Origin of the sequence: Insolitispirillum peregrinum (genome assembly GCF_900156605.1) — a bacterium.
GTDB classification, from domain to species: domain Bacteria; phylum Pseudomonadota; class Alphaproteobacteria; order Rhodospirillales; family Rhodospirillaceae; genus Insolitispirillum; species Insolitispirillum peregrinum.
Genome location: NZ_FTOA01000004.1, coordinates 142116 through 163966, shown reverse-complemented (window position 1 = coordinate 163966; position 21851 = coordinate 142116). Strand labels below are relative to the sequence as shown.

The following is a 21851-nucleotide window of genomic DNA, read 5'->3' as shown; positions in this document are numbered from 1 at the left end:
GGGAGGCTTTCCGGCGCATCAAAACCCTGATGGCGGTCAGAGCTTTGACGCAGCGTCAAAAACGGTGTGGCTATAGGCGTTGGTCGGCATCTTGCTGATCACCGGCGACGAACCGCCCGACATCAGGATCGACACGGTCCGGTCGAAGTCTTCCGGCGACAGATAGCCGATACCTTCCTTGCCGCCCTCAATCAGTTTGGCGACTTCGCCCATCATGGTGGTCTGGTGTTCTTTGGTCTGGGCGCCGGTGCTGTCGTTGGCCAGCACGATATCGACCGCTTCGGCCTGATGCTGGGCGGCGTATTCCCAGCCCTTGGCGGTGGCCTTCAGGAACTTTGCCAGCTTTTCCACCGTTTTGGGGTCGGCCAGCGCCTTTTCGGTGGTATACAGGCCGTCTTCCAGCGTGGCGACGCCCTGTTCCTGATACTTGAACACCTGCAGTTCTTCCGGCTTCATCCCGGCTTCGATCAGCTGCCAGTATTCGTTATAGGTCATGGTCGAGATGCAGGCGGCCTGCTTTTGCAGCAGCGGATCGACGTTGAAGCCCTGCTTCAGCACCGTCACATCCGGGTTGCTGCCCGAGGTCGAGTACTTCAGGCGGGCCATCCACGACAGGAACGGATATTCGTTACCCGCAAACCACACCCCCAGTGTATGGCCCTTGAAATCGGTCGGCGAGCTGATGCCAGCATCCTTGCGGCAGGTCAGCATCATGCCTGATTTCTGGAAAATCTGGCCGATGTTGACCAGCGGCACGCCCTTTTCCCGGGTGGCCAACGCCGACGGCATCCAGTCCACAATCACATCGGCCCCACCGGCGGCAATCACCTGTGTCGGGTTGATGTCCGGGCCACCGGCCTTGATGGTGACGTCCAGCCCGGCGTCCTTGTAGAACCCCTTGTCCTGCGCGACGTAGTAACCGGCGAACTGGGCCTGCGTAACCCATTTCAGTTGCAGGGTCAGCTTGTCAGCAGCCGAGGCCGCCGAACCAGGACCTGCCAGAGCAGCAGCAATCAGGGCAACCGAAGCAAACTTTTTCATCGTCAGGTTTTCCTTCTTTTACAGGGCAGGGGGAGAGGGCTCCCGGGGTGGGCTCCCGGGGTGGGCTCGTGGTGGGCCCGGGGTGGGCCCGGGGTGGGGATGACCTACCGCTTGCGGAACGAGGGATGCCAGGCGGTGAGGCGACGTTCGGCCAGCGCCAGACCACCGTACAGGGCCGAGCCGGTGACGGCGGCGACGGTGATGGTGGCCCACACCACATCAAGGTTCATGCGGGCGACTTCGGTGCTGATGCGAAAGCCCATCCCGACCACTGGCGTCCCAAAGAACTCGGCGACGATCGCACCGATCAGGGCGAGGGTGGAGTTGATCTTCAAGCCGTTGAACAGGAACGGCAGGGCGCAGGGTAGGCGCAACAGCCACAACGTTTTGCCATAGCCCGCGCCGTAGGACCGCATCAGGTCGAGCTGGATTTTCTCGGCGGTTGCCAATCCGGCCAGCGTGTTGATCAGCATCGGGAAGAAGGTCATGATCACGATCACTGCCGCCTTTGACTGCCAGTCAAAGCCGAACCACATCACCATCACCGGGGCGATGCCGACCACCGGAATGGCGCTGGCCAGATTGCCGAGCGGCAGCAGGCCACGGGCGAGGAACGGCAGGCGGTCGGCCAGCACGGCGACCACAAAGCCCGCGCCACAGCCGATCAGATAGCCGCGCACCACCGATTTCAGCACCGTCTGGCAAAAGTCATCCCACAGCTCGCCACCATGGGTGGGGATGGCGGCCAGAATGGAGGATGGCGGCGGCAGCAGGACCGAGGGCACGGCAAAGCCACGGGTGATGATTTCCCAGCCCATCAGCAGCCCCAGCCCGAACAGGGTCGGACCCAGCCAGCGCAGGAGGCCTGTTTCTTCGGCCAGAAGGGCCAGCACCCGCCACAACAGCAGCGAAGCCCCGAACAGGTACATCCAGGTTCCGGCACCGCTGCTCGGGTCAACGCCGTCAGCCAGCAGCAGGAACGGCGACAGGCAGGCCGAGGCAACGCCGAGGAACAGCAGGGCGGCTTCGGTTCGGGGGGTGCGGGTCAGGCCGCGCAGCAACAGACACAGCAGACTGACGGCATAACACAGGGCGACGGCGGGGGCCTGCGGCCAGTAAATGGCGGCTCCGTCAAGGAGTCCGAGGGGCAGCGGTGCGGCGATCAGCATCACCAGCGGCCACGGCGCCATCTCGGAGCGGGTGGTTTTGCTCATCGGGTGCCTCCGCGTTTGCCGGTAACCACGAACCGTTCCATCAGGCCGATCAGCCACACCAGCGAGACGCTGAGCAGGGCGGACATGACGAGCGCGCTCCAGATTTGCACCGTCTGCCCATAGTACGAGCCACTCAGCAGCCGCGCCCCCAGCCCGGCCTGACCGCCGGTTGGCAGCTCGGCGACGATCGCCCCGACCACGCTGGCGGCGACGGCGATTTTCAGGCTGGTGAACAGATAGGGCAGGGCCGACGGCAGGCGCAGCAGCCAGAAGGTTTGCTGGCCGTTGGCGCTGTAAGTGCGCATCAGGTCAAGGGACAGCGGGTCGGCCGAGCGCAGGCCCTTGACCATCCCGATGGTGATCGGGAAAAAGCACAGGTACATGCTGATCACCGCCTTGGGCAGCAGGCCGGAAAAACCGATGTTGCCCAGAATCACCACCACCATCGGCGCAATGGCCAGCACCGGAATGGTTTGCGAGGTGATCACCCACGGCAGCAGGCTGCTTTCCAGTGTTTTGACCTGCACAATGCCGATGGCGAGAAGAATCCCCAGCACCACCCCCATGCCAAAGCCGGTCAGCGCCGACCCGGCGGTGACGGCGGTATGGAACAGCAGGTTGCGAACGTGGGTGACCGGATAGCCGGTCAGCGACTGGACCATCTCGCTGGCGATCTGGTCGGGGGTCGGCAGGATCGGGCGTTTCTGGCTGAAGGCCTGCCGGGCGAACTCGCTCAGCGTCCAGTGGTCGGTGTGGGCGCGGGCAAAGCCGTCCAGCACTTGCGGCGCGTTTAGCCACAGGGCCCCGGCATACCACAGCGCCAGCACCGCCAAGGCCATCACCGCCACCGGCAGCAGATGGGTGCGCAGGCGCTCAGTCATCATAGGAATGCCCTTCCATCAGGCCCTCACGCACCCGCTGGGCGATGTGGGCAAATTCCGGGGTTTCGCGGATGTCGAGCGTCCGTTCGCGCGGCAGGTGCTGTTCGCAGTCGATCACGTCGAGGATTTTCCCCGGACGCGGGCTCATCACTACGATGCGGGTGGACAGAAACACCGCTTCGGCAATCGAATGGGTGACAAAGATGCAGGTCTTTTGCGTTTGCAACCACAGGCGGGTCAGTTGCAGGTTCAGGTGGTCGCGGGTGATTTCGTCCAGCGCCCCGAACGGTTCATCCATCAGCAGCAAGTCCGGCTCGAAGGCCAGCGCGCGGGCAATCGACACCCGCTGCTGCATGCCGCCCGACAGTTGCCAGGGGAATTTCTTTTCAAACCCGGCCAGCCCGACCATCTCCAGATGGTCGCGCGCCCGTTGCTGGCGCTCGGCGGCGGGCATGCCCATGATTTCCAGTGGCAGGGTGACATTGCGCTCGACGCTGCGCCACGGATAGAGCGCCGGAGCCTGAAAGACATAGCCATAGGCCCGCTTCAGGCGGGCGGCTTCGGGCGTCATGCCGTTGACGATGATCTCGCCGGATGTCGGCTGCTCCAGATCGGCAATCGTCCGCATCAGGGTGGTCTTGCCACAGCCCGACGGGCCGATCAGCGAGATGAAATCACCCTTGTTGATCTTCAGGCTGACATCGCTCAGGGCATAAACCGGCTTGTCGGCAGTCTGATAGGTCAGGGTGACGTTGCGGGCATCGACGATTGTCCGGGCAATGGCCGCCGGAGGAACTGTCTGCGGGGGTGGCACGGGGGGCAGGGGGGCTTGCACGGCTGTGACCTCGCGGTGAATGCGTCTCCGCTGGAGGTAAAGCAAGAAGTAAGCCAGATAGAATATGGAATGGTTCTATCTTTTTAATAATCTGTTTTTAAAGGTGAAAAAGCTGTCCGACAGGACAGTTTCTGTCCCTTTGGTCAGCTTTTCCGGGCAGGAGGGCTTTGAATATGATTATTTTATGGGCTATTTTTCGCTGTTGATGCGTTTTTAATCACATTCGGGTCCATTATGGCGCTGTTCGGGGACTGTGCCTGTCCCGCTCCATCGCCTCTGCCAGCGGTCTGGCCAGAATGCCCGAGGCGAAATCGGTCGGGTGGTTGCTGTCGCGCAGCAACAGGTGGCCGTCGAGCTTGGTCGGGCAGGAGTCCTGACCGCACAGCAGGGTGGCGGGCTCAATCCGCACCAGCGCCCCCGGCGGCTCGGCGGCAAGGGCGTCAAGGACTGGCAGGACCTCCCGGTTCAAGGCCCGGTAATAGCCGAGCGGAATGCGGACTTCGGCGGGTTGCTCCTGCCACCAGTCGCGCAACAGCACCATTCGGGCGGCGGACACTTCGGCTTCGGGGTTGGGGTAATACAGGTAGACGGTTTTCCCGGCGCGGGTCAGCTCTGCCACTTCGGTGCGCAGGGATTGGGTGAACAGGGCGACCCGTTCCTCCTCGCTCAAACGCTGCCCGTTCTGGTCGGTCAGCCAGTTCCGAGCCTTTTGCCCGGCGCCGCCGCTCCAGGATGTGCCATGGAGATACATCGAATAGCGGCTGAACAGGACGATATTGCTGATTTCGGGCGAGGCCAGTATCTGTTGATAGGCATGGCGGTTGTGGAGCGTGCACAGGCCATCCGGGTAAAGGGTTGTGCCAACCTGCACCAGAGGCGGGCAGCCGTGCAGGTTGAACAGCTTGGCCGACAGCCCGGCCTTGTCCAGCGTCTGGGCAAACGTACCGCTGAAGGCGCGGGCCTGACTGTCTCCCCACAGGGCCCAGGTGGGGGAGGTGTCCTTGCTGCCGATGGTGCAATAGGTGCCGCTGGTGCTTCTGGCAACAATGTCGGTGTGCCCGTGCGCACAGCCGGTCTCGATGTCGCTGTGCAGGGTCGCAAGATCGGCCTTGCCGGTGGCGGACCAGCGCTCTGGCCAGCCGTTGGCGCGTTCGATGACCGTGCCGCCGAGGCCGAGCGCCAGCAGGGAGGCTCCGATGGCACCGAGCAGGGCTTTGCGGGAAAACGGCGGGCGGCGGCGATAAAACGGGCGCTCGACCAGCCACCATGCGGCGACGCTGAGGACGCCGCTGAGGACCAGAACCGTCAGGGCATCAAGGACGGTCTGGGTGCTTGAGGTATAGTAGTCGTAGAACAGGACGACCGGCCAGTGCCACAGGTACAGCGAGTAGGAAACAAGGCCGATCAGGGTCAGCGGGGCGGATTTCAGGATCAGGCCAACAGCCCCGGAATGATTTCGGTTGCCCAGCAACAGGGCGGTGCCAAGGCAGAGCGGCAAGGCCGTAAGGCCGGGAAACGCCGTCGCCGCATCATACACAGCGAGCGGGACAACAATCAGCGCAAGGCCGGTGAGGTTGACCGTTTCCGCCACCCATTTGCGCGACAGGACGGGCAGCAGCGGACAGGCCGCCAGCGCACCAAGGCCGAATTCCCAAAAGCGGAACGGCAGCAGGTAAAAAACCCACCGGGGGTGGGTATCGATCATGGTCCAGCTCAGGATGAACGAGACTGCGGTTGTCAGCAGGATCAACGGGAACAGCCATGCCTTGCGGTATCGGCCAGTCAGGGCCAGCGCCAGCGCATAAGCGGCGTAGAATTGTATCTCGAGGCAAATGCTCCACAAATGCAGCAGCGGCTGATCCTGAGTGGCAAAATAATCAGAGAATGACTTGGCTGCGAAATTCGTCATCAGAAATGACGTTGTTTTCAGAAAGCCTCCAAAGCCGGACAGGTCTTCTGGCATCAGCAACAGGCCCGCCGCCATGGTGGTGCAGAGGGTCACTGTAATGAACGAGGGCAACAGGCGGTAAATGCGCCGCTCATAAAACGACAGCAGGGAAAATTGACCCTGTTGCAAGCGTCCATGGATGATCGAGGTGATCAGATAGCCGGAGATGGTCAAAAAGACATCAACGCCAGCAAACCCCCCCGGCAGCCAGGTGCTATTCACATGGAACAGAACGACTGCGGCGATCGCAAGACCGCGAAGGCCATCAATTTCCCGGCGATGCATCATTGTCAGGGACCGTATTTTCTGAAGGAGGAGATGGTCTCCGGTGCTACAGGTTTGATTGGGGATTGAAAAGGAAAATCTAGAGCAGCGTGCGTTAAACCGGACGCAGGCACGCTGCTCTAACCTTTTGTTCTGTCGCATTGTTGTTGCGAAAACCGGTTCCCACTTTTCGCACAATGCAGGTTTCTTAATGTCGCATTGTTGTTGCGAAAACCGGTTCCCACTTTTCGCACAATGCTCTGATCGCGTTGGCAGCTGTCATGCCGGACATAAAAAAGCCCCCGCTGTCGGAGCGGAGGATGCTCTGACAGCGGGGGCAAGGGGCTGGCACCACCACCGTCGCGGCCCTACCCGATGGGGTGGTGGTGTGCCTGTCAGGCGTGCCAGCCAAATGGAATGAATCTACCGTGAATAGGGGCGGGTCAGGGCGCAGTCCGGGTTCAGGCGTACCCCAAAGCCCGGACGGTCCGGCACCTTCATCCGTCCGTTGACCGGCACCGGCTCGTCCAGTAGCAGGGGGTTGAACATCGGGACAACTTTGTCGGCCTGCGGGGCCATCATCAGGAACTCGGCGAACGGGCTGTTGTGACGGGTGATGACGAAGTGATAGCTGTAGACGCTGGAGCCATGCGGCACCACCAGCGCGTTGTGCGCATCGGCCAGCGCCGAAATCTTGATCAGTTCGGTGATACCGCCGCACCAGCCGACATCGGGCTGAATGATGTCGCAGCAGCCCATCTCCAGCAGCATCCGGAAGCCCCAGCGGGTGGCTTCGTGCTCGCCGGTGGTGACCAGCATCCCCTTGGGGACGTTGCGGCGCAGTTCGGCATAGCCCCAGTAGTCGTCGGGCGGCAGGGCTTCTTCGATCCACTTCAGGCCGAACTCCTGCGCTTTTTGCGCCAGCCGGGTGGCATAATTGACGTCGAGGCTCATCCAGCAGTCATACATCAGCCAGAAATCATCCCCGACCCGCTGGCGCATGTCGGCCAGCAGCTCCAGGTTCTTGCGCAGGCCCTCTTCGCCTTCCGCCGGGCCGTGGTGCAGCGGCAGCTTGCCACCGATGAAGCCCATCTGTTGCGCCAGATCCGGGCGGGCGCCGGTGGCATAGAATTGCAGCTCGTCGCGCACCGCTCCGCCCAGCAGGTGATAGACCGGTTCCTGCCGCACCTTGCCCAGCAAATCCCACAGGGCGAGGTCCACGCCGGAAATGGCATTCAGGACGATGCCTTTCCGGCCATAGAACAGGCTGCCGTTGAACATCTGGTCCCACATCTTTTCGATGTCGGTGACCTTCTGGCCTTCGACAAAGCGGGCGAGATGCTTTTCCACGATCCATGCCCCGATATCGCCGCCGGTGGTGACGGCAAAGCCGACCTCACCGGACGAGGCTTCGATTTCGACCACCAGCGTCCCCAGCACGTTCAGGCCAAAGGTCTGGCGGCTTTGCCGATACTCTGGGTATTTGCTCATCGGGGTGGCGATGTGATCGTCAATCCAGTGACCATGATCCTGATCGTGATAATCGGCGCCGCCACCGCGGACGGTAAAGGCGCGGACGTGGGTGATGGTGGGTGTGCTCATGATGTCGGTCCTGAAGGGATGGAGCAGAAAAACGGAGGGCGGTTTCAGGCGTCCTGATGCGACGGATGCAGCGCCGGGGCCGGTGCAGCGGTGGTCAGTCCCAGCCCCTTCAGGCCGAGGATCAGCAGGGCCCCGAGCAGGGTGGTGGCGGCCAGCAGGTACAGTCCGGCGGTGGTCGAGGCAAAGGTCCCCTCGGCCCAGGTCCTGACGTTGGGGGCAACAAAGCCGCCGACAGCGCCAAGGGAGTTCACAAAGGCCAGCCCGCTGGCAGCCGCGACACCGCCGAGATAATTGGTCGGAAAGGTCCAGAACAGCGGTTGCACGGCGATGAAGCCAGCGGCGGCGACACACAGGGCGAGCAGGGCCAGCAAGGGGGCTCCGTTGGCACCGGCCAGTGCCGAGGCGGCGATGCCGACACCGGCGGCGGCGAGTGTCACCGCAGCCGGTCGGCGGCGGTCACCGATGCGGTCGGCGTAGCGGGGGATAAACCAGGCAGCGGCCAGAGCGCAGATCCACGGCACGGCGGTGACAAGACCGACCTCAAATCCGACCTGCTTGCCCAGCAGACCGGCAACCTGTGACGGCAGGTAAAACACCACCCCATAGACGCTCATCTGGATCAGGGCATAGATGGCGCACAGGTACAGCAGGCGGCCATTGGTCAGGGCGGCCAGCATCCCGCGCGGGCCGTGGTCCTGCTTGTGGCGGTCTTCGGCCTCCAGGGTGGAGATCAGGGCGGCCTTTTCGCTGTCGCTCAGCCAGGTGGCATCAGCGGGACGGTTCGACAGGTACCAGAACGCCCACACCCCGACCACCGAGGCCAGCAGACCTTCGACCAGGAACATCCACTGCCAGCCGTGCAGACCGGCGGCTCCGTGCAGGTCCAGCAACAGGCCGGACAGCGGGCTGCCAAAGATGAAGGCCAGCGGTGCGCCGAAGTAAAAGAACCCCATCACCCGCCCGCGCACATGGGCCGGGAACCAGTAGGTGATGTAGAGGATCACGCCGGGAAAGAATCCGGCTTCGGCCACGCCGAGCAAAAAGCGCAGGATGTAGAACGAGGTCTCGCCGTGGGCAAAGGCCATCGCCGCCGAAATCAGGCCCCAGGTGACCATGATCCGGCACATCCAGACGCGGGCACCGACGCGGTGCATGATCAGGTTGCTGGGGATTTCAAACAGGGCATAGCCGATGAAGAAAATGCCCGCGCCCAGCGCAAAGGCGGCATCCCCGATGCCGGTGTCAGCCTGAAAGACTTTCTTGGCAAAGCCGACGTTGGCCCGGTCCAGAAAGGCCAGCACGTACATCAGCAACAGGAACGGCAACAGGCGGGCCATCACTTTGGCGGTGGCGCGGGCCAGCTCGGCAGCGGGCACTGGGCCCGCACCGGGAGATTGGGTGCTCATGGATGTTTCCTCTCTGTCAGACGAGCGCCGTTATTGTGTTTTTTTGACAGGTGGCGCCCGCCGTGGGGTGAATGGTAGGAGCTGTTTTCCGAAAAGGGGAGTGCGCTTTCTGTGGAGAAGGGGAGGATTAGTAAACGGCGCGGCCGCCGGAAATGTCGAACACGCCACCGGTGGTAAACGAACAGTCCGGTGATGCCAGCCAGCCGATCATGGCGGCGACTTCCTCGACCTCCACAAAGCGGTTCATCGGGATTTTCGCCAGCATGTAATCGATATGCTCCTGCTTCATCTGGGCAAAGATGTCGGTCTTGGCGGCGGCAGGGGTCAGGCAGTTGACCAGCACGCCACGGGTGGCCAGTTCCTTGCCCAGCGACTTGGTCAGGGCGATCAGCCCGGCTTTCGAGGCGCTGTAGTGCGAGGCGTTGGGGTTGCCTTCCTTGCCTGCGATCGAGGCGACGTTGACAATCCGGCCATAGCCGCGTTCGACCATCTGCGGCACCACCGCGCGGCAGGTCAGGTAGGGGCCGACCAGATTGACATCGACCACCCGCCGCCAGACATCGGGCGACAGTTCCCACAGCGGAGCATTGCCGCCGGTGATCCCGGCGTTGTTGACCAGAATGTCAACCTTGCCAAAGCGGTCGAGAGTTGCCTTGAGGGCGGCGTTGACCGAATCCTCGTCGGTCAGTTCGACCGACACCGGCAGCACGGTGCCCAGCGGCGACAGGCGGTCGCTGGCGGTGGTGAGGGCATCGGCATCAATATCCCACAGGGCGACACTGGCCCCTGCCTGCAACATCCGCTCGGCGGCGGCATAGCCAATGCCACGGGCGCCGCCGGTGATGATGGCGACAGAATTGGTGAAACCGGACTCGGTCATCGGAGCGTATCCTTTGCAATGGGCAAAGCGGTCCCGTTCAGAGGGCGCGCGGGTCATCGCGCGGCCTCTCTGGCAGGGCACACAAACAGGAAAAAGAAGATCAGGCGGCGACGGTGCGCTGGCGCTGTTCGCCCAGCCCGCTGATGCCAAGGGTCATCACCTGCCCGGCACGCAGATAGACCTGCGGCCGTTGACCGAACCCGACGCCCGGCGGGGTGCCGGTGGAAATGACGTCACCAGGGTGCAGGCTCATGAACTGGCTGATGTAGGACACCAGATGCGCAACGCCGAAAATCATCGTGCGGGTCGAACCGTCCTGATAGCGATGGCCATCGACCTCCAGCCACAGGGACAGGTCCTGCGGGTCGGCAACCTCGTCCGCCGTCACCAGCCACGGCCCGAGCGGGGCAAAGGTGTCGTGCGCCTTGCCCTTGTCCCACTGGCCGCCGCGCTCCAGCTGGAAGGCCCGCTCGGAAACGTCGTTGACCACGCAATAGCCTGCCACATGGTCAAGGGCGTCGGCTTCGCTGACGTATTTGGCGGTCTTGCCGATCACGATGCCCAGTTCGACTTCCCAGTCGGTCTTTTCCGCCCCACGGGGGATTTCCACATCGTCATAGGGACCGCACAGTGCGCTGGTCGGCTTCAGGAACAGCACCGGCTCGTTGGGGATGGCCATGCCCGATTCAATCGCATGGTCGCTGTAATTCAGGCCAACACAGATGATCTTGCCCACCGCGCCGACGCAGGCCCCGATCCGGCTGTCAGCGGCCAGTTCCGGCAGGGTGGTAAGGTCAACGGCGCGCAGGGCGTCAAGGCTGGCGGGCGTCAGGGCCGCGCCGCCGATGTCTGCCACATGGGCCGACAGGTCGCGCAAGGTTCCGTTGGCATCGAGAGCGGCGGGTTTTTCGTGTCCCTGCGGGCCAACGCGCAACAGCTTCATGGTGTTTCCTTCCTGTTTTTTGGTATCTGGACGGCAGTGGTGGTTTTCGGTCTGATAGGCAGTGTACGAAGGACAGCGATAGCCAACCAATCGAAAGACGGCTGCTATCGATCAGCTTTTTCTATCGGTCAGGTGCCATGTCTGCTTCTTCCCTGCTGCCCGCGCTGATGAATCGCTTACGTTTGAAACAGTTGGCGCTGATTGCCGCTGTCGGGCAGACCCGCAATCTGCACCGCGCTGCCGAGGCGATTCATGTCACCCAGCCGACGGCAACCAAAATGCTGCACGATGCCGAGCTGGTGTTCGGCTTCCCGCTGTTCGAGCGCCTGAGCCGGGGGATGCAACCAACCGAGCTGGGGGCCGAGGTGGTGCGCTTTGCCAGCCGCCTGCTGGCCGACTTTGAACGCTTTGCCGCCGATCTGGATGCCAAACGACAAGGCGGCTATGGCCAGTTGGTGGTCGGGGCGATCATGGGGGCGGCGCCCGATCTGGTGGCGCGGGCGGTGGCCGACCTGAAAGCCACCCGCCCGCTGCTGGTGATCCGCCTGCTGGGGGAAACCAGCGACGAGATCATGGATTTGCTGGCGGTCCACAAGCTCGATCTGGCAGTGGGGCGGTTCAGCGGGCCGTTGCAGCACAACGAGTTTGATTTCGAGCCGCTGGCCAACGAAACACTGTACGTGGTGGCGCGCAGCGGCCATCCGCTGGCGCAGGCCGAGGGCCTGACCCTGCGGCAACTGGTCGAGTGCCCATGGGTGATGCAGCCTCTCAGCAGCCCGGCCCGGCGGGTGCTGGAGCAGGAATTCGCCCAGGCCCATCTGGCGACTCCGGCCAATCTGGTCGAGGCCAGTTCGATCTTTGCCACCCTGCAAGTGCTACAGGCCAGTGATGCGGTAACAATGTTGCCGGAGTCGGTGGTCCGTGACCACCTGCGCGCCAATCTGCTGTGCAGCCTGCCGATCACCATCGGCAAGGATTTGACCGGCTTTGGCATCCTGACCCGCAAGGGCGAGCCGCTGGGGGCGGTGGCGCAGGAATTCGCCCGTGCCCTGCGGCAGTATGCCCGGGGACTCTAATATTTCTTTACCTAGGATTGTGTTCGATGCTGTCCACCTTGCTGACCGTGCTGCCGATCTTTGCCCTGATTCTGGTCGGCTGGCTGGCCCGCCGTCTGGGAGCATTGGGACCGCACGCCACCACCGAACTGAACCGCTTTGTGGTCTGGCTGGCCCTGCCCGCACTGCTGTTTGACGTAATGGCGAAGGCCAACTGGTCCGAGCTGTGGCAGCCGGGATTCATCGCCGCCTTTGCCATCGGCGGGCTGGTGGTGTTCGCGCTGACGGTGGCCGGGCGGTTGCTGCGCGGGGCACCGCTGCCCGATGCGGCGGTGGATGGGCTGAACACCGCCTATCCCAACACCGGCTACATGGGCTTTCCGCTGGGAGTGCTGGCCTTGGGGCCAGGGGCTGCCGGGCCGGTGACGCTGGCGATGATCCTGACCGTCTGCGGTATCTTCGGAGTGGGGATTGTCTGCATCGAAATCGGCTTGCGCACCGAAAAAGGCCGGGGCAGCGTGGCGGTGAAGGTGGCGAAGGCGCTGGGCAAGAACCCGCTGCTGGTGGCTCCGGCGCTGGGGGCGCTGGTGTCGCTGTCCGGCCTGAGCCTGCCTGCCCCCGCCGAGACCTTTCTGAAGCTGCTGGGCGAGGCCGCCTCGCCCTGTGCGCTGGTGGCGCTCGGCCTGTTTCTGGCGGCGGACCGCACGGCAGCCCCGGTGTCCAACAGCCTGTGCAGCCTGTATGTTCTTGCCAAGCTGGTGGTGCAGCCGGTGGTAACGTGGGGGCTGGCGGCGCTGGTGTTCCAGTTGCCGTCGTCGCTGACCATCATCGCCACCCTGCTGGCCGCCCTGCCCACTGGCACCGGCCCGTTCATGCTGGCGGAGTACTATAACCGCGAGGCCAGCATGACAGCACGGGTGATTCTGATCTCCACCGTGCTGTCGGTGCTGACCGTCTCGGGCTATCTGGCGTGGGTGTTGTAGGGAGGACGATACTTGAAGTGTATATTTATTTTTTGAAATAAATGTCATTTCATTATGGAGAATAATATCAATTATTTTTTATTTCATGTTCGATTGACTTTATTCTTTCGTCTACTAGTTTTGTTATTCCTTTTGGGAAATTATTGTGCGATGTCATTATTCTTCTATCTCCCTTTTCCCATCTCGCGATCACGTCTCTATATCCTGTAAAATGTAGCATAAGTTTATCAACATATTCTATCATTTCTTTATCTTCACTTATTAATTTTCTATTTTCTAATATTATTTGTTCTGCTCTTCCTTCTGATCCATGGTATTGTGCTGATATATGGTTAACCCATGCCTCAATTTCGATATCGCTGACAATACAATATTTTTTTGTGCTGCTCTCATTGTAGGTAGAACCTTCTCCTATGGCCAGTTTCCATGCTTCTCCTTTGGCGCAATCACGAAGAAAGTGTGTCTTGCCATCTATATCTACGGGACCGGATGAGAAATATGCGTCACGATTGTTTCCATATTTACGCCTAAATGCATTCCATTCATTCTCTGAAGAAATGAATTGGGCTTGCAATGGGTAGTAAAAAAGTTCTAGTTTTTTATTTAATTCTTCTATTTTACTTTTCTTGTAATCTTTATATTCGTTGTGTGCGTAAGCGATTATGCTAAAAATAAGCGCGATTACTGGAAGAGCAATGAAGGAGTTTATCCGTTTGAATAGGTCTCTTATCATAATAATTTCCCCCTTTTTAATTGCGTTTTTTGAAAAAATCAATTTTTAAGTTTAATTCATAGCGTAAAATGCCAGGTGATGACGGGCTTTCGGTCCAGGACGTTGCCTGGATCATGTATGTGGACAATGACACCGTCTACCAGTGGCATCGTTGATGGTGCGAGGGTGGGGGGGCACGATTGTTGGAATTTGGCTGGAAAGGCTCAAGTCCCCGGCTGTCTTGCGTCGATGAATCTGCCCTCGTCCATGCGCTGACCGAGCGCCTTTACACTACGACAGCAGAGATTGTGGCCCTTGTGGAAAGCCGGTTCGGGATCAGCTACAGCCGCTCGGGGATGATAAAGCTCTTGTCCCGTCTCGGGTTTGAGTACCGCAATGCACTCGAGGGAAGCGTCTGGTTGAGGTTCGTTAGGATAGCGTGCGGGATATGACAAAAGGGTAACAAAATCGCGGAGCGCTGCTCCACACCTCGCCGGGGCCTTGAGGCCCCGGACCCCATGAATTTGACACTCAAAGAAAAAATGGGGGTCCGGGGGCATTTGCCCCCGGGCAGGTGCGGACGGCAGTCTGCTATCCTTGTGCGGCAGGGGCTTCCCCCTCCCCGAACGCCATCTGAAACGCCTCAAAGCCCTGATTCAGCGGGTTGGCCTGCACGAAGGCCTGCCGGGCGCGTGGGCGGATGCCATAGCATTCGATATCGACCTGATCATCGTGGCGCAGGGTTTCGATGAAGGTATCCATCGTTTCGTAGAGGGTGGCGCGCTTTTCGAACGGGGCGGCGACCAGCACCTGCAGGCCGAGCTTGTGGTAAAAGTCCATGCAGGCTTTCTGGTTCTTGCCGTCGAGCTTGGAAAAGGCTTCGTCGAACACCGCCAGCCCGATGCCCTTTTCCAGCGCCGGATCACCGGCGGCGCGGTCGTGGTAGGCGGCGGCGAGGGCGCTGCCGATAGCGACGTAGAACGGCACCTGCTGTTCGGCCCCCGAGCCGGTGCCCCGGCGGGTTTCCAGATCGGTTTCGCGGTTGGTGGTGATGTCCTTCATGATCAGGTTGAAGGTGTAATAGCGGCGATAGTCCTCGAACTCGCTCATGTCGAGGCTGTCATCGAGCAGCACCGCCCGCACGGTTTCCAGTGCCTTGGCGTGCGGATGGTCGGCGCTGACATCCTGATCGAACAGCAGGCCGAACAGGGTGTCGTCGGCCTCGGACGCCCGCACCAGCGCGATGATGTCGCGCATACCTTCGTGCGGCTGGGCGGTGAAGCGATAGCGTTCATAGTGGAAATCGTGGTCGCGCAGGATGCGGTTCAGCTTGTGCAGGGCACTGTCCAGCCGCTGGAAACGGGCACGCAGTTCATAGGCGAACGAGTGCTGAAAGATGTTGCGGGTCTTTTCGGCCGCTTCGATGGCGTCGGCTTCGAACTGCACCAGTTCGGTGTCACGAATCTGGCTGAGGGTGCTGTCCAGCCACGGGGCAATGTCGCGCATCACCTGCACCGTTTCGCGGGTCAGGTCGGGGCGGCTGCCCGCCAGTTGGTGATAGGCAAGGGTGCGGTCAAAGATCAGGTTCTTGCGCTTTTCGATCTCGTCGCGCAACTCGAACACCACCTTGCGGGCGTCGCGGGCGATGCGTTCACAATCGTCCTTTGCCTCCTTGCGGCGACTGGCATAGAGGGTGCGGCTTTCCTCGCGCGGCAACAGGGATTTGCGGCGTTTCCACAAATCGAACGCCTGCCGCCGCTGGGTGTTGGAGCCGAGCAGCTGGTCACCGCCCGCATTCAGCCTGCCGGTGATCTCGCCGACGGTACGGCGGGACTCGGCCAGCCGCACCGAGGCATCGCGTTCTTCGCGGCGATAGTTGGCGAGCGTCTCGCGTACCTTTTCCAGACGGCTGCCGAGGTCGGGGTTGATGTTGCGGGCGAGGTCGCCCATGTCGGCATTGACCTGATCGAGACGGCCTTGCAGGCTTTCGGCCTGACCGCACAGGGTCAACAGGGCCTCGCCCCGGCCTGCTGCCTGTCCCAGCGTGTCGAGGCTGCCCGCCAGTCGGCGCAGGGCTTCGCAGCGGCTGTCCAGCGCGGCAATCTGTTCGCGCAGGGCGCTGGCCTGTTCTTCCAGCGCTGGCAGGCTGGCGCGGGCGGCTCCGGCACCGATGCGATAGCCGCCCTGAACTTCGCGCAATTCGACGGTCAGGCCATCATCATAGGTGCCATCGCGCATGATTGCCCGCCCCGGCTGGTGCAGGTCAGCCAGCGTATCGGCCAGCCGCACGCCGCCAATGCGGCGAATGACAAAGGCCATCGCCGCGTCATCGTCCGAGCGCAGCACCGACGCCAGCGTGTTCGGCTCGGGGGTGGATTTTTTGCTGTCGATCTTGCGGGTGTTGACGATCCGGCAGCCGCGCAGGCGGCGGCGGTTCTGTTGCAGGTGGCGGATGGCCTCATCGACATGGGCATCATCGACCACGATCGCCTCGCGGTCACGGCCCAGCAGAGCCTCGACCGCATCGCGCCAGTCTTCGGACTGCACGGTCAGCAGGTGGCCGAGCACGCGCGGGCGAAAGCCCTTGTCGCTCAGTTCGCTGATCAACTGCGACACATGCGGGTCGAGCAGCGCACCCTTTTCGCGGATGTCGCGGATCTGGGCTTGCAGGTCCAGCAGGGCCTGTTCCGGGATCGCCTGTTCCTTCACCAGCCGGTCGGCGGCGGTGCGGCAGGTGGCGGCGGCGCTGCTGGCGTCGGCCAGGGTTGGATCATCCAGAGCCATGGCTACCGCGCGCGGGTCGGCGGGCCATGACGGCGGGGCGGCGCTGCCCGAAGCACTGACCAGCCGGTCGAGGGCGGCCATCAGGGTCAGCGGCAGGGTTTCCAGCGTGTGCTGGGTGCGCAGGGCGGTGGCTCCGGCGACCACGCTGGTATGCAGCACCTTCAGCGAATTGAGGACGGTGGTCAGTTCCAGCCCCAGCGCCTTGGATTGCTGCTTCAGTTCCTGCATCCGGCCGCCTTGGGTTTGGCTGGCGATGGCGCTTTGCAGGTTGGCCTGTTCTTCGTCCAGATCGCGGATCAGGCGGGCGTATTCCTCGATTTCATACTGGGCATCGCGGCCCATGCGCAGGGCGCTGTCGCGGTCCCGCCGCAGGCTGCGGGTGACGCGGACGGCGGCATCAAACCCGGCGCGGGCCTCCAGCCACTGATTGCGCTCGTGCTCGCGGACGGTGGAGCGGAAGGCGCTGACTTCGCTGTGCAGCACGGTCAGCGCCGCCAGCTTTTCGCGCAGCTTGCTGATGTGCTTTTGCAGGTCGTGATAGGTGGCAATCGACTCGCGCAACTGACCAATGCGGATGTCGTCGCGTTCCAGCAGATAGCGGCGGACAAACTCGGTGGCGTTGGGGATTTGCTCGAACGAGATGGCGTTGACGAAGGCTTTCAGCATGTGGTCGGGGGCGATGAAGCGTTCGCCGGTGGACAGGGCTTTCAGATAGTCCTGCACATAGCGGGTCGGCTCGTCACGATAGACCGCCAGCGAACCGCCGACCTCGGCGCACAGCTTTTCCAGATGCGGGCGGGCCAGCGACCAGTCGCGCACCCCTTCGCTGCCATCGTCGCGGGTGTACAGAAAATCGCTGACCGTCAGCGCCCGACCATGGGCAATGAACTGGGCATGGACCCGTTCACTGGTTTCCCGCTCGCTGGCCTCCAGCGCAATGCCGATAGTGGTGGCCTGCTGCGGGCGGTGGGCGTTGCGGAACACCAGAAACAGATAGGTGCGGGCCTCGCGCCGCGACACCGCATCCGGCCCCAGCCGCCCCAGACAATAGGCGTGGACCGACCGGCTGCTGCGCTTGCGCCCGCTGTCGCTGGCGCTGGCGTTCAGGCGCAGATAGCGGCGGTCGTTGCCGGTCATCACCACCTGAATCAAGTCGAGCAGGGTTGATTTGCCGCTGCGGTTTTCGCCGATCACCCCGATGTGTCCGCTGACGTCGATGTCCATCGACGGCAACAGGTGCCAGTTGATCAGGCCAAGACGGGACAGGGCGTTCATCGGGCAGCATCCTCGGAACTGTCAAACAGGGTAGGGGGAGCCTCGGCATCGGCCTGTTCGCCTGCCTGGGTGATGCGGGCTTCCAGATCGGGGGCATAGCGTTCCAGCCGGGTCAGGGCGTCACTGGTGATCAGGCGGTTGACCATCGGGCGGATATCGAGCTGGTGGTCCTGCGCCTCGGGGTCAAAGGCGCCGATCTGCACCAGTCCCCGGCGGGCAAAGTCGCGCAGCAGGTCAAGGAGCCGCGCCGGAGTTAATGCTTCCTTGCGGTGGCGGCCCACCCGGTCACGATAGCGGTCGAACAGTTCGTTGACGGTGGTCACCACCAGTGCGCGGGCTTCGGTGGCGCCGCGCTGAACCTCTTCCTGCCAGGTGTGGGCCAGCAACAGCAGGATCAGCGTATGATCCAGCCGCAGGCGCGGCAGGGTGTCGAGGTCGGGGTCAGGCAGCAGGCCAACCCACTGTTCGCTGTCGCTGTGCAGGAACTGATAGCCCAGCGCATCGAACAGCGTTTCAAAGTACAGGCGATAGCGGTTGCTGCCCAGCAGGCCATAGACGGCGGCAACGCCACGGTCGCCAGCATAGAGGAACTGCCGCTGGACCAGCAGGTTGGCGGCACGGCGGACCTCTTGCGCGGTCTTTTCGCCAAAACGCTCTTCGATCTCGGCCAGAGAGGTCAGGGGGGGCAGGGAACTCATCGGGCGGTCTCCGGCTGAGGCAGGCGGTGGATCAAAAAGTTTTCGCAGCGCAGCCACTCGTCATCGCGCACCAGTCCGATCGGGCAAGGATCAAGGCGATAGCGGGCCTGCACCACCGCAGGCGGGGCATGGCGATAGCGGCGCAGATGTTCAAAGGCCAGAAAGTCCTCGACCGTTTCCAGCGACAACAGGCGGGCTTCGCCGTGCTCGCCGGGGGCAAGGTGGCGGTCAAGGAAGGCCAGCACATGCTGTGGGTGGACGATGAACAGGTCGTTGTACTGGCGCAGGCGGGCGCGCCAGGCCAGCAGCGCCGGACTGATGCGGCGCGGTTGCAGGGTGTCATCGCGCACCGCCGGGTGCGGCGTGACCGGCTCGCGCAGCAGGTGTTCGGCCCACGGGGCCATCTCGCCGACCATCAGGCCGTTGGGCGCGGGCGGTTCGATGCCCAGCGCCGCCGCACTGGCCAGACTGCTGTCCAGTCGGGCAATCAGGGCGCCAATCCGCTGGCCGTGCCGCTGGTCGCCGAGATCGGCGTATTTGATGGTGTTGCGCAGGCGGGTTTCCAGCCGGACGCGGAAGGCGTTGATCCGCTCATAGGTCTGGTCCAGCGAGTCAAACACCGTGCGCAGGGTGAACAGGTCGGCATCGACCAGCGCGCGGGCGTCGTCGGTGGTCGGGGCCAGTTCACTGCCGATATAGCCGTCGAGCAGCAGGCGGCGGAGCAGGCCTTCGTCTTCCAGCCGTTCGAGATAGCCGAGAATCTCGTCCTTGTAGCGATAGGGGTGGTTGGTCTTGTAGATCGACTCGAAGTCTTTCAGCACCAGTTTCCCGATGAAGTCGCGGAAGAACATTTCCAGCCGGGTTTTCAGGCTGTCGCTGCCAAGAATCTCGCGTTCGATGGTGCGCAGGCTGGCCAGCACCATCCGCAGTTCGCGCGAAAAGCCCAGCGCCATTTCTGCCGCCTTGTGCAGACCGGCGGCGGCACCGGGGGCGCGGGTGTCGGCGCTGTCACTCATCAGGTCGGTCAGGGCGCTGGACAGGCTGCCCCGGATCAGCGACACCACCCCACGGAACGAGGCCGACAGACCCTTTTCCAGCGCCGCCAGCCGGTCGGCCAGCAGCATCGCCGCAGGCGGCATGTCAACGGTGACCCGCAGGCCATAGACTTCTTCGTCCAGCCAGCCGGTGCGCAGCAGGCGGTTATAGGCTCGCCAGGCCCGGCTGCGCATCTCGTCCTGCACCGCCGAGCCTTCGCTCGCCTGACTGCTGCGGCGCAGCTGGCGGCCATTGCTGCGGATGTCGGGGGCGCTCAGGACGCTGGTGCCGTCGTCGCGGTCGTCGCTGTCGCCCTCCCGCCACAGGTCGGGGTTGGCGCGCAGGCAGTCATAGATGGCGGCCACGACCTCGGTGCGGGTGGGGAAAGTGACGGTATCGCTGAAAAACCGCCGGAACAGATCGACCACCACCCGGGCGTAAAAGTACCTCTGCTCACGGCTGAAAATCAGGAAGGCATCATCGTGCAGCAGACCAAACAAACTCATCAGGGCATTCCTAAAGCGTAGCGCGTTAAACAAAGCCCCCCGAGTCTTGAGTATAAATTACAAGACATTGGGGACGATCATACATGTCGATCGGCTGGGGGCAAGGAAAAGTTGAAGTCGAAAAGCACCGGCAGGAGATCCTTGATCTTCTTGCCGGTGGCTGGACTGTAAGACGCATTTTTCTGCACCTGCAAGAAAGCAGGAATATTGCCGTATCGTTGCGGGCTTTCTACCGTGCAGTCAAAGGACTTCTCCCGGCCCCTGTCGATGTAGGCGACACTCCCCATTATTCCCCCGTTTCAGGCGTTCCCCTTCAGGCACGGGCGGCGAGGAAGCCGCGTGTCGTGAAGCAGCCTGCCTCCCTCATCACCACCACAGCGCCGACCGCGCCTGTGCCGGAAGGGCCGTCTCCCGAACAGGAGGAGACGCGCTCCTCCCTGTCAGGGATGGTCTTTTCCAGGGGCAAGCCGGGCGACGGCGCGGGCACCTGGTAAAGGAACCATCATGCTCGTCAATCTTATTCTTCAGGGCAAGGGCGGTGTTGGCAAGTCATTCATTGCCAGCCTGCTGACCCAGCATTACCTGGACTGCGGCGTTCAGCCGCTGTGTTTTGACACCGATCCGGTGAACCAGACCTTTGCCGGGTATCCGGCCTATAACGTCGATACGCTGGACATCATGGACGGGGCCGACATCAACCAGCGGTCTTTTGACCGGCTGATCGAGGCCATTGCGTCAGTCCCGGCGGAGGAGGACGAAGCTCCGCCGGTGGCGGTGGTGGACAACGGGGCGGCGACGTTCGTTCCGCTGTGTTCCTACATGCACTCCAACGAAATCATCCCGATGCTGCGGGACATGGGCCACGAGGTCCGCTTTCATGCGGTGATCACCGGCGGCCAGGCGATGGATGACACCATCGACGGCTTTGCCAGCCTGTGCCGCTATTTCCCGGATGTGGAGATGGCGGTGTGGATCAACGGCTTTTTCGGTGAGCCGGTAAAGAACGGCAAGAGCTTTGAGCAGTCGGGCATTTATGCCAGCAACGCCAAACGCATCCATTCGATCATCCATCTGCCCGCCCTGAAGAAGGAAACCTTCGGGCAGGATCTGGAACAGATGATGAAGGACCGGCAAACCTTCGCTGAAGCCATTGCCAACCCGCTCACCCCGATTGTGGTCCGCCAGCGCCTGAAGATGGTCCAGCGCGACCTGTGGGCCCAGATGGCACGGGCGAACCTGTAATGGCCGGGCCGTTTTACGACCCGGTGACGGGGGAAATCTTTGACGACGGGCCGGAGGCAGCGGGGCCGGAACCGGGTGTGGCGGGGGATGGCCTGCCGACCCAACCCCCGGCAGCGGAAACCGGCAGGCGGGGGTTTACCCCGCTGACCGCCTCGGAGGCGGCAGACCTGCTGCACCGCGAGCACCGGGTATCGGTGTCGGCGGACGATCCGCTGTTGATGCTGGTGACGCTGCACGGGCGCTGTCTGGCCGATCTGCAACAGGTGCTGGCCTTTCATGACACGGCAATCGAGGCGGCGATCACCGCCACGGCGGGTTCGACCGTGCGGGCGGTCAACGAGGCGCTGGAAACGCTCAAGGACAAGACGGTGCGGGCCGGGCTGTCGAATGCGATGGCGCTGGTCGAGCGGCAGGGGATGGCGATGGAGGCCTTCCAGGGCACCACCCGGCGTCACCTGCGGGTAATGGCGGCGCTGACGGCGTCGTCGTGGCTGGTGTGCCTGCTGGCGCTGGCCGTGCTGTGGAGCGGGCTGAAATAGCCTGCGCT

At 62.5% G+C, this 21851-nt stretch carries 20 protein-coding genes; 7 read left to right on the top strand and 13 right to left on the bottom strand.

Annotation, left to right across the window (positions count from 1 at the left end):
• Positions 1 to 36: 36 nt before the first annotated feature.
• The 5 genes from BW995_RS11755 to BW995_RS11735 all read right to left on the bottom strand — a co-directional run bounded on the left by BW995_RS11755 (position 37) and on the right by BW995_RS11735 (position 6141).
• Positions 37 to 1041 (bottom strand): ABC transporter substrate-binding protein, encoded by a 1005-nt coding sequence (locus tag BW995_RS11755; protein WP_076400600.1) that lies wholly within the window; start codon positions 1039 to 1041, stop codon positions 37 to 39.
• A gap of 104 nt (positions 1042 to 1145) precedes the next feature.
• A complete protein-coding gene (locus BW995_RS11750) occupies positions 1146 to 2255 on the bottom strand; it encodes an ABC transporter permease (RefSeq protein WP_076400599.1) in 1110 nt (369 codons plus the stop codon).
• Positions 2252 to 3139 (bottom strand): ABC transporter permease, encoded by an 888-nt coding sequence (locus BW995_RS11745; RefSeq protein ID WP_076400598.1) that lies wholly within the window; start codon positions 3137 to 3139, stop codon positions 2252 to 2254. Before BW995_RS11745 ends, BW995_RS11750 begins: the two co-directional genes overlap by 4 nt.
• Positions 3129 to 3917, bottom strand: coding sequence for an ABC transporter ATP-binding protein (locus BW995_RS11740; protein WP_139332909.1), 789 nt, complete (start codon positions 3915 to 3917; stop codon positions 3129 to 3131). Before BW995_RS11740 ends, BW995_RS11745 begins: the two co-directional genes overlap by 11 nt.
• Positions 3918 to 4203: 286 nt before the next feature.
• Positions 4204 to 6141: an acyltransferase family protein gene (locus tag BW995_RS11735; protein ID WP_245821425.1), complete on the bottom strand. Its 1938-nt coding sequence runs from the start codon at positions 6139 to 6141 to the stop codon at positions 4204 to 4206.
• Between BW995_RS11735 and BW995_RS21240 the strand changes: the two genes are divergently transcribed.
• Positions 6142 to 6273, top strand: a complete 132-nt coding sequence (locus tag BW995_RS21240; protein ID WP_281251133.1) for a hypothetical protein — start codon at positions 6142 to 6144, stop codon at positions 6271 to 6273.
• 333 nt (positions 6274 to 6606) lie between these two features.
• On the opposite strand, the gene rhmD is transcribed toward BW995_RS21240, so the two are convergent.
• The 4 genes from rhmD to BW995_RS11715 all read right to left on the bottom strand — a co-directional run bounded on the left by rhmD (position 6607) and on the right by BW995_RS11715 (position 11014).
• Positions 6607 to 7785, bottom strand: coding sequence for an L-rhamnonate dehydratase (rhmD, locus tag BW995_RS11730; RefSeq protein ID WP_076400596.1), 1179 nt, complete (start codon positions 7783 to 7785; stop codon positions 6607 to 6609).
• A 44-nt stretch (positions 7786 to 7829) separates the two neighbouring features.
• A complete protein-coding gene (locus BW995_RS11725; RefSeq protein ID WP_076400595.1) occupies positions 7830 to 9191 on the bottom strand; it encodes an MFS transporter in 1362 nt (453 codons plus the stop codon).
• A gap of 127 nt (positions 9192 to 9318) precedes the next feature.
• A complete protein-coding gene (locus tag BW995_RS11720) occupies positions 9319 to 10071 on the bottom strand; it encodes an SDR family NAD(P)-dependent oxidoreductase (RefSeq protein WP_076400594.1) in 753 nt (250 codons plus the stop codon).
• A gap of 100 nt (positions 10072 to 10171) precedes the next feature.
• Positions 10172 to 11014: a fumarylacetoacetate hydrolase family protein gene (locus BW995_RS11715; protein WP_076400593.1), complete on the bottom strand. Its 843-nt coding sequence runs from the start codon at positions 11012 to 11014 to the stop codon at positions 10172 to 10174.
• A 137-nt stretch (positions 11015 to 11151) separates the two neighbouring features.
• On the opposite strand from BW995_RS11715, the gene BW995_RS11710 reads away from it, so the two are divergent.
• Positions 11152 to 12090, top strand: coding sequence for a LysR family transcriptional regulator (locus tag BW995_RS11710; RefSeq protein ID WP_076400592.1), 939 nt, complete (start codon positions 11152 to 11154; stop codon positions 12088 to 12090).
• A gap of 26 nt (positions 12091 to 12116) precedes the next feature.
• Complete coding sequence (locus tag BW995_RS11705; protein WP_076400591.1) at positions 12117 to 13052, top strand: AEC family transporter; 936 nt, start codon at positions 12117 to 12119, stop codon at positions 13050 to 13052.
• A 67-nt stretch (positions 13053 to 13119) separates the two neighbouring features.
• Here the strand turns inward: BW995_RS11705 and BW995_RS20505 are convergent, their stop codons facing one another.
• On the bottom strand, positions 13120 to 13785 hold the full coding sequence (locus BW995_RS20505; protein ID WP_139332878.1) for a hypothetical protein: 666 nt from the start codon (positions 13783 to 13785) through the stop codon (positions 13120 to 13122).
• Between the two features lie 179 nt (positions 13786 to 13964).
• On the opposite strand from BW995_RS20505, the gene BW995_RS21365 reads away from it, so the two are divergent.
• On the top strand, positions 13965 to 14216 hold the full coding sequence (locus BW995_RS21365) for a helix-turn-helix domain-containing protein (RefSeq protein ID WP_076400590.1): 252 nt from the start codon (positions 13965 to 13967) through the stop codon (positions 14214 to 14216).
• A 139-nt stretch (positions 14217 to 14355) separates the two neighbouring features.
• Here BW995_RS21365 and BW995_RS11695 read toward each other — a convergent pair whose 3' ends face one another.
• Genes BW995_RS11695 through BW995_RS11685 form a run of 3 tightly spaced genes read right to left on the bottom strand, consistent with a single transcriptional unit; the run spans position 14356 to position 20062 of the window.
• A complete protein-coding gene (locus BW995_RS11695) occupies positions 14356 to 17823 on the bottom strand; it encodes an SbcC/MukB-like Walker B domain-containing protein (protein WP_076400589.1) in 3468 nt (1155 codons plus the stop codon).
• Positions 17820 to 18521 (bottom strand): DUF4194 domain-containing protein, encoded by a 702-nt coding sequence (locus BW995_RS11690; protein WP_076400588.1) that lies wholly within the window; start codon positions 18519 to 18521, stop codon positions 17820 to 17822. The genes BW995_RS11695 and BW995_RS11690 overlap by 4 nt, the downstream gene beginning before the upstream one ends.
• Positions 18518 to 20062: a Wadjet anti-phage system protein JetA family protein gene (locus tag BW995_RS11685; RefSeq protein ID WP_076400587.1), complete on the bottom strand. Its 1545-nt coding sequence runs from the start codon at positions 20060 to 20062 to the stop codon at positions 18518 to 18520. The genes BW995_RS11690 and BW995_RS11685 overlap by 4 nt, the downstream gene beginning before the upstream one ends.
• A gap of 83 nt (positions 20063 to 20145) precedes the next feature.
• Here BW995_RS11685 and BW995_RS20500 point away from each other — a divergent pair, with 83 nt between their 5' ends.
• The 3 genes from BW995_RS20500 to BW995_RS11670 are packed head-to-tail and all read left to right on the top strand — an operon-like array spanning position 20146 to position 21843.
• Complete coding sequence (locus tag BW995_RS20500) at positions 20146 to 20556, top strand: hypothetical protein (protein WP_139332877.1); 411 nt, start codon at positions 20146 to 20148, stop codon at positions 20554 to 20556.
• Positions 20557 to 20566: 10 nt separating this feature from the next.
• Positions 20567 to 21304 (top strand): P-loop NTPase family protein, encoded by a 738-nt coding sequence (locus BW995_RS11675; RefSeq protein WP_076400585.1) that lies wholly within the window; start codon positions 20567 to 20569, stop codon positions 21302 to 21304.
• Complete coding sequence (locus BW995_RS11670) at positions 21304 to 21843, top strand: hypothetical protein (RefSeq protein WP_076400584.1); 540 nt, start codon at positions 21304 to 21306, stop codon at positions 21841 to 21843. Before BW995_RS11675 ends, BW995_RS11670 begins: the two co-directional genes overlap by 1 nt.
• Positions 21844 to 21851 lie beyond the last annotated feature (8 nt).